This window comes from Thalassococcus profundi (assembly GCF_003344785.1).
Lineage (GTDB): Bacteria > Pseudomonadota > Alphaproteobacteria > Rhodobacterales > Rhodobacteraceae > Puniceibacterium > Puniceibacterium profundi.
In genome coordinates, this window is sequence record NZ_QPMK01000006.1 from 1 (window position 1) to 12,251 (window position 12,251).

Consider the following 12,251-nt stretch of genomic DNA (forward strand, 5'->3'; position numbering starts at 1 on the left):
GAGGCCTACATCCTCACCAAGGAAGAGGGTGGCCGTCACACGCCGTTCTTCGCCAACTACCGCCCGCAGTTCTACTTCCGCACGACGGACGTGACCGGCACGGTGAACCTGCCCGAGGGCACGGAGATGGTGATGCCGGGCGACAACCTGAAGTTCGAGGTCGAGCTGATCGCCCCGATCGCGATGGAAGAGAAGCTCCGCTTCGCCATCCGCGAAGGCGGCCGCACCGTCGGCTCCGGCGTCGTCGCCAAGATCATCGAGTAAGGCGCCCCAAGGGCACTTGCTCACCGGGTGCGCAGCGATGCGCGCCCTAAGAATACGGGTTCGACGAGGAGGCAGGGCAGTCCTGCCTCTTCCTCTCAACTCTCACGCCGCGAAAGGCCAAGACTATGCAAAGCCAGAACATTCGCATTCGGCTCAAGGCTTTCGATTACCGCGTCCTGGATGCCAGCACGCAGGAAATCGTCAACACCGCCAAGCGGACCGGTGCCGCCGTGCGCGGGCCGATCCCGCTGCCGAACAAGATCGAGAAATTCACTGTTCTGCGTGGTCCCCACGTGAACAAGAAATCCCGCGACCAGTTCGAAATCCGGACGCACAAGCGTCTTTTGGACATCGTCGATCCGACCCCCCAGACCGTGGACGCGCTGATGAAGCTCGACCTCGCCGCTGGTGTGGATGTCGAGATCAAGATTTAAGGGGGGCTTGGGAACATGCGCTCTGGAATCATCGCAAAGAAAGTCGGCATGACCCGGCTGTTCATGGAAGACGGCAAGCAGGTGCCTGTGACCGTTCTGCACGTGGACAACCTGCAGGTCGTCGCACAACGCACCTCGGAGCAGCACGGCTATTCGGCCGTTCAGCTGGGCACCGGGTCGGTCAAGGCCAAGAACGTCTCGAAGGCGATGCGCGGCCACTTCGCCGTCGCCAAGGTGGAACCCAAGCGCAAGGTCGCCGAGTTCCGCGTTGCCGAGGAAAACCTGATCGCCGTCGGTGAGGAAATCACCGCCGACCATTACTTCGAAGGCCAGTACGTCGATGTGTCCGGCACCTCGATCGGTAAGGGTTTCGCCGGTGCCATGAAGCGGCACAACTTCGGCGGCCTGCGCGCCTCGCACGGCGTGTCGATCAGCCACCGCTCGCACGGCTCCACTGGCCAGTGCCAGGATCCGGGCAAGGTCTTCAAAGGCAAGAAGATGGCCGGCCACATGGGTGCCGCCAAGGTCACGACGCAGAACCTGCAAGTGGTCAAGACCGATGCCGAGCGTGGCATCATCATGATCAAGGGTGCCGTGCCGGGCTCCAAGGGCGGCTGGGTGACGATCAAGGATGCGGTCAAGAAACCGACGCCCGAGAACATCATCCTGCCGGCCGCCCTGCGCTCTGCCGCTGCCGAAGCCAAGCGCCTGGCCGAAGAGGCCGCCGCCGAAGCAGCCGCTGCCGAGGAAGCCGAAGCCAAGCGTCTGGCCGAAGAGCAGGCCGCCGCAGAGGCCGAAGCACTGAAAGAGGCCGAGGCCGACATTCAGTCCGAGAAGAAGGAAGGCGACGAATGAAAATCGACGTGATCAAACTGGACGGCGGCAAGGCCGGGTCGGTCGATCTCGGCGACGAGGTCTTCGGCCTCGAGCCGCGCGCCGATATCCTGCACCGCGTGGTCCGCTGGCAGCGCAACAAGGCGCAGGCCGGCACCCATTCGACGCTGGGCCGGTCCGAGGTGAGCTACTCGACCAAGAAGATCTATCGCCAGAAGGGCACCGGCGGCGCACGTCACGGCTCCCGCAAGGCGCCGATCTTCCGCTCGGGTGGCATCTACAAGGGCCCCGTGCCCCGCAGCCACGCCCATGACCTGCCCAAGAAGGTCCGCGCGCTGGGTCTCAAGCACGCGCTGTCTGCGAAAGCCAAGGCTGGCGAGCTGGTGATCATCGAGACCGCGGAGTCCGATGGCAAGACCGGCGCACTGGCCAAGCAGATCAAGGATCTGGGCTGGAAGCGCACGCTGATCATCGACGGTGCATCCGTGAACGAGGGCTTTGCCCGCGCCGCGGCCAACATCGCCGGTCTCGACGTGCTGCCGACCATGGGCGCAAACGTCTATGACATCCTCCGCCGTGACACCCTGGTGCTCACCAAGGCGGCTGTCGAAGCACTGGAGGCTCGTCTGAAATGAGCGCGAAAGCAGAACATTACGATGTGATCCGCAAGCCGGTGATCACCGAGAAGACCACAATGGCGTCCGAGAACGGCGCGGTGGTCTTCGAGGTCGACATCGCCGCCAACAAGCCGCAGATCAAGGAGGCCGTCGAGACGCTCTTTGGTGTGAAGGTGAAGGCGGTGAACACCACGATCACCAAGGGCAAGGTCAAGCGCTTCCGCGGCCAGCTCGGCCGTCGTCGCGACGTGAAGAAGGCCTATGTCACGCTGGTCGAAGGCAACACGATCGACGTGACCACCGGTCTTTGAGGTGTCGTGGGTTGAAAACCCACCCGACGCGAAATTCGACCCCGGCTGCGAAAGCGGCCGGGGTTTTTCTTCATAGAAGGCGATGTCCTTTCTGAGCCCTTCGCGGAACTTGCCAGCGCGGAATCAAGGCCGAAAGCCGCCGCGCATCGCCGGGCCGCCCCCGGCGCGGCGATATGTCTGCCACAAGCGCAACGATCTGAACTCTTTCGGATTTGCGGGCATAAAGCTCTGCCTCTCACACGTTGCATCGCCGCACCGCGGCCCGTCGATGCGCGGCTTGTGCAAGGTTCGCTCCGTTCGCAACTTTGCCACACCGACGACACCCACTTGACCCTCCCCCCATCCTCCCCTAAACGACCCCATCGGCTGAGCCCCGGATTCGTCCGGGGCTTGCCTTTTGGCCGCATGGCCACTGCGAACCGGGGACCTTCGGGGCCCTATACCAACGGCGGGATCTCACAGCCCCGCCAGACATAGGCCGAGGTCGCCCGACAGGGCGGAGGAGGCCGTAAGCAAACGGAAGACAGAAAGCATGGCACTCAAGTCGTACAAGCCGACGACGCCGGGCCAGCGCGGGCTGGTGCTGATCGACCGTTCGGAACTGTGGAAAGGACGCCCCGTCAAATCCCTCACCGAGGGTCTGACGAAGTCGGGCGGCCGGAACAACACCGGACGTATCACATCACGCCGCCGCGGTGGTGGGGCGAAACGCCTCTACCGGATCGTCGATTTCAAACGCTCCAAGTTCGATGTCAGCGCGACCGTCGCGCGGATCGAATATGACCCCAACCGCACCGCCTTCATCGCGCTGATCCAGTACGACGACGGCGAGCAGTCCTACATCCTGGCCCCGCAGCGTCTCGCCATCGGCGACCGCGTCGTCGCGTCGGCCAAGGCCGATATCAAGCCGGGCAACGCGATGCCGTTCTCGGGCATGCCGATCGGTACCATCGTCCACAACATCGAGCTGAAGCCCGGCAAGGGCGGCCAGATCGCGCGCGCCGCGGGCACCTATGCCCAGTTCGTCGGCCGGGACGGCGGCTACGCCCAGATCCGCCTCAGCTCGGGCGAACTGCGCCTCGTGCGGCAGGAATGCATGGCCACCGTTGGTGCCGTGTCGAACCCCGACAACTCCAACCAGAACTTCGGCAAGGCCGGCCGGATGCGCCACTACGGCAAGCGTCCCTCGGTCCGCGGTGTCGTGATGAACCCGATCGACCACCCGCACGGCGGTGGTGAAGGCCGGACCTCTGGTGGTCGTCACCCGGTGACCCCGTGGGGCAAGCCGACCAAGGGTGCCAAGACCCGGAACAAGAACAAAGCGTCCCAAAAGCTGATCATCCGCTCGCGGCACGCCAAGAAGAAAGGGCGGTAATCCATGACGCGCTCTGTTTGGAAAGGTCCCTTCGTTGACGCCTATGTGCTCAAGAAGGCCGAAGCGGCCCGCGAAAGCGGTCGCAACGAAGTCATCAAGATCTGGTCGCGCCGCTCGACGATCCTGCCCCAGTTCGTGGGCCTGACGTTCGGCGTCTACAACGGCCACAAGCACGTTCCCGTCAACGTCTCCGAAGACATGATCGGCCAGAAGTTCGGTGAATATTCGCCGACTCGGACCTATTACGGTCACGCGGCCGACAAGAAAGCCAAGAGGAAGTAAGCCATGGGCAAGGATAAGAATCCCCGCCGCGTGGCGGACAACGAAGCGATGGCCAAACTGCGCATGCTGCGCACCTCGCCGCAGAAGCTGAACCTCGTGGCGCAGCTCATCCGCGGCAAGAAGGTGGAAAAGGCTCTGTCCGATCTCACCTTCTCGAAGAAGCGGATCGCCGAAGACGTGAAGAAGTGCCTTCAGTCCGCCATCGCGAATGCCGAGAACAACCACAACCTCGACGTCGACGAGCTCGTCGTCGCAGAGGCCTATGTGGGCAAGAACCTGGTGATGAAGCGCGGCCGTCCGCGTGCCCGTGGCCGGTTCGGCGCTCTGCGCAAGCCGTTCTCGGAGATCACCATCAAGGTGCGTCAGATCGAGGAGCAAGCCTAATGGGTAACAAGACAAATCCGATCGGCATGCGTCTTCAGGTCAACCGCACCTGGGACAGCCGCTGGTACGCAGACACCAAGGACTACGGCAACCTGCTGCTGGAAGACCTGGCCATCCGAGCCTTCATCCATGAAGAGTGCAAGCAGGCCGGCGTCGCGCGCGTCATCATCGAGCGCCCGCACAAGAAGTGCCGCGTCACGGTCCACACCGCCCGTCCGGGCGTCATCATCGGCAAGAAAGGCGCGGACATCGAAACGCTCCGCAAGAAGCTTGCCCGGATGACCAAGTCGGAACTGCACCTCAACATCGTCGAGGTCCGCAAGCCCGAACTGGACGCGCAGCTCGTGGGCGAGTCGATCGCACAGCAGCTGGAGCGTCGTGTCTCCTTCCGCCGCGCGATGAAGCGTGCCGTGCAGAACGCCATGCGCATGGGCGCCCTGGGCATCCGCGTCAACGTCGCGGGCCGCCTCGGCGGTGCCGAGATCGCCCGGACCGAATGGTACCGCGAGGGCCGCGTGCCCCTGCACACCCTGCGGGCCGACATCGATCACGCCTCGGTCGAGGCGGAAACGGCGTACGGCATCATCGGGATCAAGGTCTGGATCTTCAAAGGCGAGATCATGGAGCACGACCCGCAAGCGCGTGACCGCAAGGCACAGGAACTCCAGGACGGCCCGGCACCTCGCGGTGCAGGCGGGCGTCGCTAAGGGGGAATGACAGATGCTTCAACCGAAACGCACGAAATTTCGCAAGCAGTTCAAGGGCCGCATCAGCGGTGAAGCCAAGGGCGGCAGCGATCTCAACTTCGGCACCTACGGCCTCAAGGCCATCCAGCCCGAGCGTGTGACCGCGCGTCAGATCGAGGCGGCCCGCCGCGCGATGACCCGCCACATGAAACGTCAGGGCCGGGTCTGGATCCGGATCTTCCCGGACACGCCGGTGACCTCCAAGCCCACCGAAGTCCGGATGGGCAAGGGCAAGGGCTCCGTCGACTTCTGGGCCTGCAAGGTCAAGCCCGGTCGCGTGATGTTCGAGATCGACGGCGTCGGCGAAGACATTGCCCGCGAGGCCCTGCGCCTGGCGGCGATGAAACTGCCGATCAAGACCCGCGTGGTTGTCCGCGAAGACTGGTAACCGGCGCGCTACGCGCGCAGGGTGCGGTATAGCGGGATTTCCACCGGAAAACCTGCGGGCTGCACACCGTGAGAATAAAGAGCCCCCGCGTGAGGTACGCGGGGGCTTTTTGATTTTCTGCGCGTTCCTGCCACCGGATTTCTGAGTGCGCGTCTGTAGGGCGGGAGGCGAGCGGCAATAATTCGGTGCCCAGGCTGGCAACCCTGTGCGGCCCGAGGTTTTCGGTGAAAACCCGCTATACCGCACTCGTCTGATAGCGCGTTCCGCGCTATCAGACGGGCATGGCCCGGATCGATTCTCTCTTTGTGACCCGTCTCTACCGCGCGCATCTGTCCGAGCAGGGCCGTGCGCCCGATGCCGATGAGCTTGCGGCGTCCTGCTATTCCATCGCCGAGGATGACGAGGCGGGTCAGGCCTGGTGCGAGGAGAACGGCTATCCCGGCTATACGTCCTATGCCTCGCTGACCGACCTCGGCTGGCGCTTTCCGATCTTTGCCGATCTCATCAAGTTGCTGGACAAGCACGTCGTGGCCTTTGCCGAGGACCTGCAATTCGATCTCGACGGCAAAAAGCTGACCCTCGAGGATATCTGGATCAACATCCTGCCCGAGGGCGGCACCCACGGGTCGCACATCCACCCGCATTCGGTGATTTCCGGCACGACCTATGTCGCGATGCCCGATGGCGCCTCGGCGCTGAAACTCGAAGACCCGCGACTGCCGATGATGATGGCCGCACCAGTGCGCCGCAAGGACGCGCGGCCCGAGATGCGCCAGTTCGCCTATGTGACACCCGAGGTGGGCGAGGTGCTGCTGTGGGAATCCTGGCTGCGCCACGAGGTGCCGATGAACATGTCCGAGGACGAGCGGATTTCGGTGAGCTTCAACTACGTCTGGGGCTGAACCGGGCGTCAGGCGCTCTCGGCCAGGATGACGATATCGTCCAGGGTCACGGGCAAGGACCCCAGCCTGATGCTGGTCTGCGTTTCCGCCAGCGTGTCGGTGGCGGCGAAGGTCAGCACCAGCAGGTTGTTCCCGCGCGAATCCTGTTCCAACTCGGTCGACAGCAGATCGCGTCCGGCGCTTTCCGCATCCTGCTCGATGCGCACGGTCAGCAGATCTTCGTCCGGATTGAAATCGCCGATAACCACGCCGCTTTGGGATATGATCGGATCCTGCTCCGGCGCGTAAAGCTCGTCGTCCGTTGTCATGTTCAACGTCACGTCGAACGTGTCCTGACCCGCGCCGCCGTTCAGGTTTACGGATGACCAATCTGGCGGGTTATCGCCAATCTCGGTCACGATCGAGATCGAGTCGGTCCCTTCACCGCCCTGAACATCGGTGACTGCGTCGAACACCGGACCGGTCAGGTCGTAGGAAATCTGGTCGTCCCCGCTGCCGGCATCGACGAAAGCTGCAGAGGCCGCGATCACGTCGTCCCCCGAACCGCCGATCAACGTGGAATCCTGACCGGTTGAGGCAATCGTGTCGTCGCCCTCACCGCCGTCGATCAGGATGCCGACATCGTCGACCTCAGCCAGATCGTCGCCGCCGAGCAACCGGACTTCCGATGTCTGTTCCGGTTCGTCCGTGTCCTGATCGTAGGCCAGGGTGTCGTCGCCTTCGGTGCCCTCGATCAGAGGGCTTTCGTTCAGCATCAGGGCGATGCCCAGCACGTCCTCGGGCGCATCATCGCCTTCTCCGCCTGTCGCCTCGTCGCCTTCGCCGTCCGGCGGCGGGGTGCCGGGGTCTTCGGTTTCTGCTTCGCTCTGGGAATCGGAACCATCATCGTCGGAAAAAATCTCGACCGCAGCGGCGACAAAGCCGATCCCCATCAATGCAAGAAAGATTGCCGCCATGACCCGGAACACCTTATAAAATTATACTGTCGGTCCAGAGTGAAAGGGCGCAGGATGCGAGTCAACCCTTGCGGGTGATCCAGCCCGGCGCGCCTGGTGGCGAACCTCTCGGAAACGCACTTGCCAACTGGGGCGATCCCCCCTATACGGCGCGTTCATCCACCTCCACCGGGAATCAGGGTGACCCACATCAACGATGGGGCCCTCCGGTGATTGTTGACATAAGGAAGGGCGACATGAACGCCAATGAACTGCACGACAAGACGCCGGACCAGCTCCGCGACCAGCTTGTCCAGCTGAAGAAAGAGGCCTTCAACCTCCGCTTTCAGCAGGCCACCGGCCAGATGGAAAACACCGCACGCATGAAGACCGTGCGCCGCGACGTGGCGCGCGTGAAGACCGTGCTCAACCAGAAAGCCGCGCAAGCGGCCGCAGAATAAGGAGCGCACGAGATGCCCAAACGTATCCTGCAAGGCACCGTGACCTCCACGGCCAACGCCCAGACCGTCACCGTGTCGGTCGAGCGCCGCTTCAAGCACCCGGTTCTGCAAAAGACGATCCGTAAGTCCAAGAAGTACCGGGCTCACGACGAAGCTGAGAAGTTCAGCGTCGGCGACACCGTGCGCATCATCGAATGCGCGCCCAAGTCGAAAACCAAACGCTGGGAGGTGGTGGCCGAATAAGCCCCCGCCATCCGGTTTGAACGAAACCATGGGGACAAGGCAATAACGCCCCCCAAAGGTCAGGAGAAACCACATGATCCAGATGCAGACCAATCTGGATGTTGCTGACAACTCCGGCGCGCGCCGGGTTCAGTGCATCAAGGTCCTGGGTGGTTCCAAGCGTCGTTACGCCTCCGTCGGCGACATCATTGTCGTCTCGGTGAAGGAAGCCATCCCGCGCGGTCGCGTGAAGAAGGGCGATGTCCGCAAGGCCGTCGTCGTGCGTACCGCCAAGGAAGTCCGTCGCGACGACGGCACCGCCATCCGCTTCGACCGCAACGCCGCCGTCATCCTGAACAACGCGGGCGAGCCGGTCGGCACCCGTATCTTCGGGCCGGTGGTGCGCGAGTTGCGCGCGAAGAACTTCATGAAGATCATCTCGCTCGCCCCGGAGGTGCTGTAATGGCTGCCAAACTCCGCAAAGGTGACAAGGTCATCGTTCTCGCCGGCAAGGACAAGGGCAAGCAGGGGACCATCACCTCTGTCGATCCCAAGTCGGGCAAGGCCGTCGTCGACGGCGTGAACATGGCGATCCGTCACACCCGCCAGAGCCAGACCTCCCAGGGCGGCCGCATCCCCAAGGCGATGCCGATCGACCTGAGCAACCTGGCCATCGTAGATGCAAACGGCAAACCCACCCGCGTCGGCTTCAAGATCGAAGGCGACAAGAAGGTGCGTGTGGCCAAGACCACGGGGGATGTGATCGATGCTTGATACCGCGACCTACACCCCGCGCCTGCGCCAGCAGTTCCGCGACACGATCAAGGCCAAGCTCAAGGAAGAGTTCGGCTATACCAACGACATGCAGATCCCGCGTCTGGACAAGATCGTCCTGAACATCGGCTGCGGTGCCGAGGCCGTGCGCGACTCCAAGAAGGCGAAGTCGGCCCAGGACGACCTGACCCGCATCGCCGGCCAGAAGGCCGTCGTGACCAAGGCGAAGAAGTCGATCGCCGGGTTCCGCGTCCGCGAAGAAATGCCGCTGGGCGCCAAGGTGACCCTGCGCGGCGACCGGATGTACGAATTCCTCGACCGTCTGATCACCGTCGCGATGCCCCGCATCCGTGACTTCCGCGGTGTGAAGCCGTCCTTCGACGGCCGTGGCAACTTTGCCATGGGCCTGAAGGAACACATCGTCTTCCCCGAGATCGAATTCGACAAGGTCGACGAGGTCTGGGGCATGGACATCAACATCACCACCACCGCTGCGACCGACGCGGAAGCCAAAGCGCTGTTGAAGCATTTCAACATGCCGTTCACCAGCTGAGGGGATCCGACACATGGCTAAGAAATCCATGATCGAACGCGAGAAGAAGCGCCAGCGCCTGGTGGCCAAGTATGCCGCCAAGCGCGCGGAGCTGAAATCCCTCGCGAACGACGAAACCAAGCCGTTCGAGGAGCGTTTCAAGGCGCGCCTCAAGCTGGCCGAACTGCCGCGCAACAGCTCGGCAACCCGTCTTCACAACCGCTGCCAGCTTACGGGGCGTCCGCACGCCTACTACCGCAAGCTGAAAATCAGCCGGATCATGCTGCGCGACCTCGGCTCCAAGGGCCAGTTGCCCGGCGTCGTCAAGTCGAGCTGGTAAGGAGGGCATGATATGAACGATCCTATCGGCGATATGCTCACCCGGATCCGCAACGCTCAGATGCGCGGCAAATCCACGGTGATCACACCCGCGTCCAAGCTGCGTGCCTGGGTGCTCGACGTTCTCGCGGACGAAGGCTATATCCGCGGCTACGAAAAAACCACCGGCATCGACGGCCACCCGGCCCTCGAAATCAGCCTCAAGTACTTCGATGGCACTCCCGTCATTCGCGAGCTCAAGCGGGTTTCGACCCCCGGCCGCCGCGTCTACATGGGTGTCAAGGACATCCCCGTGGTCCGTCAGGGCCTGGGCGTGTCGATTGTCAGCACCGCCAAGGGCGTGATGTCGGATGCAAGCGCGCGCAGCCAGAATGTCGGCGGCGAAGTGCTCTGCACCGTATTCTAAGGGGGAACGGCAATGTCTCGTATTGGGAAAAAACCGATCTCGCTGCCGTCGGGCGTGAGCGTCACGCAGTCCGGTCAGACGGTCGAAGTGAAGGGGCCCAAGGGCACCCAGAGCTTCACCGCCACCGACGACGTGACCATCACGGTCGAGGACAACGAAGTGAAGGTGACGCCCCGTGGCAAATCCAAGCGCGCGCGCCAGCAGTGGGGCATGTCCCGCACGGTGATCGCGAACATGGTGCACGGCGTGTCGAACACCTTCAAGAAAGAGCTTGAGATCCGCGGCGTGGGTTACCGGGCGCAGGTGCAGGGCAATGTCCTGAAACTGAACCTCGGCTACAGCCACGACGTGAACTTTGACATCCCCGCTGGAGTGACGGTGACCGCCGCCAAGCCGACCGAGATCACCGTCGAAGGCGGTGATCTGCAGCAGGTCGGACAGGTCGCCGCCAATATTCGTGACTGGCGCCGGCCCGAGCCCTACAAGGGCAAGGGCATCCGCTACAAGGACGAGTATATCTTCCAGAAGGAAGGCAAGAAGAAGTAAGGACGCACAGCCATGGCTAACAGTAAACGAGATCTGTTCCAGAAGCGCCGTCTGCGCGTCCGGAACAAGCTGCGCAAGGTCAATGCAGGGCGCGTGCGCCTGAGCGTGCACCGCAGCAACAAGAACATCAGCGTGCAGCTGATCGACGATGTGAACGGCGTGACCCTCGCTGCGGCCTCCTCGATGGAGAAGGACCTCGGCGTGACCGGCAAGAATAACGTGGAGGCCGCCGCCAAGGTGGGCACCGCGATTGCCGAGCGTGCCAAGAAGGCCGGTGTGGAAGAAGCGTATTTCGACCGCGGCGGATTCCTGTTTCACGGCAAGGTGAAGGCTCTGGCCGACGCCGCGCGCGAAGCGGGCCTGAAGATCTGATCGGTTTGGGCGGGGTCTGACCCCGCCCCGCCGTCATCCGTAGGGTGGGTTTGCAACCCACCCGCCAAGACACCAAGCGCAGGCGGCCCGCCGCCTCGATGATCCGGGCACCGGCCCATCGCCGGGCACTTGGATTGAGCTATGACAGGCGCCGCGAGCGCCGCACCGAAAGGACGCCAGATGGCAAGAGACGACAACCGTGGGGGCCGCCGCAACCAGCGCGACGAGACCCCGGAATTTGCAGATCGCCTGGTCGCGATCAACCGTGTTTCCAAGACCGTCAAGGGCGGCAAGCGCTTCGGCTTCGCGGCACTCGTGGTCGTGGGCGACCAGAAGGGCCGCGTCGGCTTTGGCAAGGGCAAGGCCAAGGAGGTCCCCGAGGCCATCCGCAAGGCCACCGAGCAGGCCAAGCGCAACATGATGCGCGTGCCGCTGCGCGAAGGCCGCACGCTGCACCACGACATCGAAGGTCGTCACGGCGCCGGCAAGGTGGTCATGCGCACCGCCCCGCAGGGTACCGGGATCATCGCCGGCGGTCCGATGCGCGCCGTGTTCGAGATGCTGGGCATCCAGGACGTGGTCGCCAAGTCGACCGGGTCGCAGAACCCCTACAACATGATCCGCGCCACGCTGGACGGCCTGTCGAAAGAGCAGTCGCCGCGCAACGTCGCGCAGCGTCGTGGCAAGAAGGTCGCCGATATCCTTGGCAACAAGGACGAAACCCCGGCAGCCGAGCCGGCTGACGCGTAAGGAGACGTAAGACATGGCAAAAACCATCGTTGTCCAGCAGATCGGCTCGCCGATCCGCCGCCCCGCCATCCAGCGCCAGACCCTCATCGGTCTCGGGCTGAACAAGATGCACCGGACCCGGGAACTGGAAGACACGCCCGCCGTGCGCGGCATGATCGCCAAGATCCCGCACATGGTGAAGATCATCGAAGAGCGCGGCTGACACCGCGCGCCGGTTTCCTCGAGAAATCCGATTGCACCAGGACCAAACGCCTCCGCCCAAGGGTGGGGGCGTTTCGCGTTTCGGAGGTGTCGCCCGGCAGGTCGCAGTGACGCGCGCCGGCGGACATCCGAAAGTGTGTGTCGCTTTTTGCCGGCAATGGGCGTTCAATTCCCGA

General features: G+C 63.3%; 23 protein-coding genes. 22 read left to right on the top strand and 1 reads right to left on the bottom strand.

Features of this window, described 5'->3' with window-relative positions; all coding sequences use genetic code 11:
• The 11 genes from DU478_RS09660 to DU478_RS09710 form a co-directional block, all read left to right on the top strand.
• Positions 1–264, top strand: a 264-nt coding sequence (locus DU478_RS09660; protein WP_456119792.1) for an elongation factor Tu, incomplete at its 5' end; no start/stop codon positions are given.
• Positions 265–389: 125 nt separating this feature from the next.
• Positions 390–698, top strand: coding sequence for a 30S ribosomal protein S10 (gene rpsJ, locus DU478_RS09665; RefSeq protein WP_114510761.1), 309 nt, complete (start codon positions 390–392; stop codon positions 696–698).
• 15 nt (positions 699–713) lie between these two features.
• On the top strand, positions 714–1,553 hold the full coding sequence (gene rplC, locus DU478_RS09670) for a 50S ribosomal protein L3 (RefSeq protein ID WP_114510762.1): 840 nt from the start codon (positions 714–716) through the stop codon (positions 1,551–1,553).
• A complete protein-coding gene (gene rplD, locus DU478_RS09675; RefSeq protein WP_114510763.1) occupies positions 1,550–2,167 on the top strand; it encodes a 50S ribosomal protein L4 in 618 nt (205 codons plus the stop codon). The genes rplC and rplD overlap by 4 nt, the downstream gene beginning before the upstream one ends.
• Positions 2,164–2,460: a 50S ribosomal protein L23 gene (locus DU478_RS09680; RefSeq protein WP_114510764.1), complete on the top strand. Its 297-nt coding sequence runs from the start codon at positions 2,164–2,166 to the stop codon at positions 2,458–2,460. The genes rplD and DU478_RS09680 overlap by 4 nt, the downstream gene beginning before the upstream one ends.
• A gap of 532 nt (positions 2,461–2,992) precedes the next feature.
• Complete coding sequence (gene rplB / locus DU478_RS09685; RefSeq protein ID WP_114510765.1) at positions 2,993–3,835, top strand: 50S ribosomal protein L2; 843 nt, start codon at positions 2,993–2,995, stop codon at positions 3,833–3,835.
• 3 nt (positions 3,836–3,838) lie between these two features.
• Positions 3,839–4,117 carry a 30S ribosomal protein S19 gene (gene rpsS / locus DU478_RS09690; protein WP_043773797.1) on the top strand — a complete coding sequence of 93 codons (279 nt, stop codon included), beginning with the start codon at positions 3,839–3,841 and terminating at the stop codon, positions 4,115–4,117.
• A 3-nt stretch (positions 4,118–4,120) separates the two neighbouring features.
• Positions 4,121–4,501 carry a 50S ribosomal protein L22 gene (rplV, locus tag DU478_RS09695; protein ID WP_114510766.1) on the top strand — a complete coding sequence of 127 codons (381 nt, stop codon included), beginning with the start codon at positions 4,121–4,123 and terminating at the stop codon, positions 4,499–4,501.
• Positions 4,501–5,208, top strand: coding sequence for a 30S ribosomal protein S3 (gene rpsC, locus DU478_RS09700; RefSeq protein WP_114510767.1), 708 nt, complete (start codon positions 4,501–4,503; stop codon positions 5,206–5,208). The genes rplV and rpsC overlap by 1 nt, the downstream gene beginning before the upstream one ends.
• A 13-nt stretch (positions 5,209–5,221) precedes the next feature.
• Entirely contained in the window at positions 5,222–5,635 is a 414-nt protein-coding gene (rplP, locus tag DU478_RS09705; protein WP_114510768.1) for a 50S ribosomal protein L16, read from the top strand.
• Positions 5,636–5,916: 281 nt separating this feature from the next.
• Positions 5,917–6,537, top strand: coding sequence for a TIGR02466 family protein (locus DU478_RS09710; RefSeq protein WP_114510769.1), 621 nt, complete (start codon positions 5,917–5,919; stop codon positions 6,535–6,537).
• 8 nt (positions 6,538–6,545) lie between these two features.
• Here the strand turns inward: DU478_RS09710 and DU478_RS09715 are convergent, their stop codons facing one another.
• Positions 6,546–7,493, bottom strand: coding sequence for a hypothetical protein (locus DU478_RS09715; RefSeq protein WP_114510770.1), 948 nt, complete (start codon positions 7,491–7,493; stop codon positions 6,546–6,548).
• Positions 7,494–7,729: 236 nt separating this feature from the next.
• On the opposite strand from DU478_RS09715, the gene rpmC reads away from it, so the two are divergent.
• The 11 genes from rpmC (at position 7,730) to rpmD (ending at position 12,076) form a co-directional block, all read left to right on the top strand.
• Positions 7,730–7,933: a 50S ribosomal protein L29 gene (gene rpmC / locus DU478_RS09720; RefSeq protein ID WP_114510771.1), complete on the top strand. Its 204-nt coding sequence runs from the start codon at positions 7,730–7,732 to the stop codon at positions 7,931–7,933.
• A gap of 12 nt (positions 7,934–7,945) precedes the next feature.
• Positions 7,946–8,176 (top strand): 30S ribosomal protein S17, encoded by a 231-nt coding sequence (gene rpsQ, locus DU478_RS09725; RefSeq protein ID WP_114510772.1) that lies wholly within the window; start codon positions 7,946–7,948, stop codon positions 8,174–8,176.
• 73 nt (positions 8,177–8,249) lie between these two features.
• Entirely contained in the window at positions 8,250–8,618 is a 369-nt protein-coding gene (gene rplN / locus DU478_RS09730; protein ID WP_114510773.1) for a 50S ribosomal protein L14, read from the top strand.
• On the top strand, positions 8,618–8,929 hold the full coding sequence (gene rplX, locus DU478_RS09735) for a 50S ribosomal protein L24 (RefSeq protein WP_114510774.1): 312 nt from the start codon (positions 8,618–8,620) through the stop codon (positions 8,927–8,929). The genes rplN and rplX overlap by 1 nt, the downstream gene beginning before the upstream one ends.
• Positions 8,922–9,482, top strand: a complete 561-nt coding sequence (gene rplE / locus DU478_RS09740) for a 50S ribosomal protein L5 (RefSeq protein ID WP_114510775.1) — start codon at positions 8,922–8,924, stop codon at positions 9,480–9,482. The genes rplX and rplE overlap by 8 nt, the downstream gene beginning before the upstream one ends.
• A gap of 13 nt (positions 9,483–9,495) precedes the next feature.
• Positions 9,496–9,801, top strand: coding sequence for a 30S ribosomal protein S14 (gene rpsN / locus DU478_RS09745; RefSeq protein ID WP_114510776.1), 306 nt, complete (start codon positions 9,496–9,498; stop codon positions 9,799–9,801).
• A gap of 12 nt (positions 9,802–9,813) precedes the next feature.
• The gene (gene rpsH / locus DU478_RS09750) at positions 9,814–10,206 is read left to right on the top strand and encodes a 30S ribosomal protein S8 (RefSeq protein WP_114510777.1); all 393 of its coding nucleotides are present in this window, start codon (positions 9,814–9,816) and stop codon (positions 10,204–10,206) included.
• 12 nt (positions 10,207–10,218) lie between these two features.
• Positions 10,219–10,752, top strand: coding sequence for a 50S ribosomal protein L6 (gene rplF, locus DU478_RS09755; RefSeq protein WP_114510778.1), 534 nt, complete (start codon positions 10,219–10,221; stop codon positions 10,750–10,752).
• A gap of 12 nt (positions 10,753–10,764) precedes the next feature.
• Positions 10,765–11,124, top strand: a complete 360-nt coding sequence (gene rplR, locus DU478_RS09760) for a 50S ribosomal protein L18 (RefSeq protein ID WP_114510779.1) — start codon at positions 10,765–10,767, stop codon at positions 11,122–11,124.
• A 180-nt stretch (positions 11,125–11,304) separates the two neighbouring features.
• The gene (gene rpsE / locus DU478_RS09765; RefSeq protein WP_114510780.1) at positions 11,305–11,874 is read left to right on the top strand and encodes a 30S ribosomal protein S5; all 570 of its coding nucleotides are present in this window, start codon (positions 11,305–11,307) and stop codon (positions 11,872–11,874) included.
• A gap of 13 nt (positions 11,875–11,887) precedes the next feature.
• Entirely contained in the window at positions 11,888–12,076 is a 189-nt protein-coding gene (rpmD, locus tag DU478_RS09770) for a 50S ribosomal protein L30 (RefSeq protein WP_114510781.1), read from the top strand.
• Positions 12,077–12,251 lie beyond the last annotated feature (175 nt).